The sequence below is a fragment of the Gordonia sp. GN26 genome, from assembly GCF_054823965.1.
In genome coordinates this window covers 1-767 of sequence record NZ_JSYC01000157.1, presented here as the reverse complement: position 1 = coordinate 767, position 767 = coordinate 1, and the positions used below count along the sequence as shown (strand labels likewise).

Sequence of the window (767 nt, the reverse complement as noted above, 5' to 3'; positions counted from 1 at the left end):
GTGTCGGTGTGGGAGTTGTTCTGGCCGTTGGTTGCCGGGGTTCCGTTGGTGATCGCGGAGCCGGGTCGTCATGGTGATCCGGAGTATCTGCGCGAGGTGATCGTCGATCGTTCGGTGTCGGTGGTGCATTTCGTGCCGTCGATGTTGTCGGCGTTTGTCGATGTGTTGGGTGATCGGCTCGGCGGGTTGACGTCGCTTCGGTATGTGTTTGCTTCGGGTGAGGCGTTGGCGCCGGCGGTGGCGGGCGGGTTGTTGTCGCGGTTGCCGGGTGTGGGTTTGCACAATCTGTACGGGCCGACCGAGGCTGCGGTTGATGTGACGGCGTATTCGGTGCAGGCCGGTGATGCGGTGGTGCCGATTGGTTCGCCGGTGCCCAATACGGTGACGCGGGTGTTGGATTCGCGGTTGGCGCGGGTTCCGGTGGGTGTGCCGGGTGAGTTGTATCTCGGTGGTGTGCAGGTGGCGCGGGGGTATGCGGCGCGGCCGGATCTGACTGCGGAGCGGTTTGTTGCTGATCCGTTCGGTGGGCCGGGGGAGCGGTTGTATCGGACCGGGGATCTGGTGCGGTGGAATGCTTCGGGTGAGTTGGAGTATTTGGGGCGTACCGATTTCCAGGTGAAGTTGCGTGGTCAGCGGCTGGAGTTGGGTGAGGTCGAGGCTGCGGTGGCGGCGGCGCCGGGTGTGGTGCATGCGGCGGCGGTGGTGGCTGAGTCTGGTGGTGGGCAGCAGTTGGTGGCGTATGTGGCGCCGGCTGATGTGGATGTGGA

The 767-nt window shown here is 64.8% G+C and carries 1 protein-coding gene; it reads left to right on the top strand.

All coding sequences use genetic code 11. The features are described 5' to 3' along the window. Positions 1–767 (top strand): AMP-binding protein (locus tag OK17_RS21380; RefSeq protein ID WP_461418690.1); only part of this gene is annotated, 767 nt, incomplete at both ends.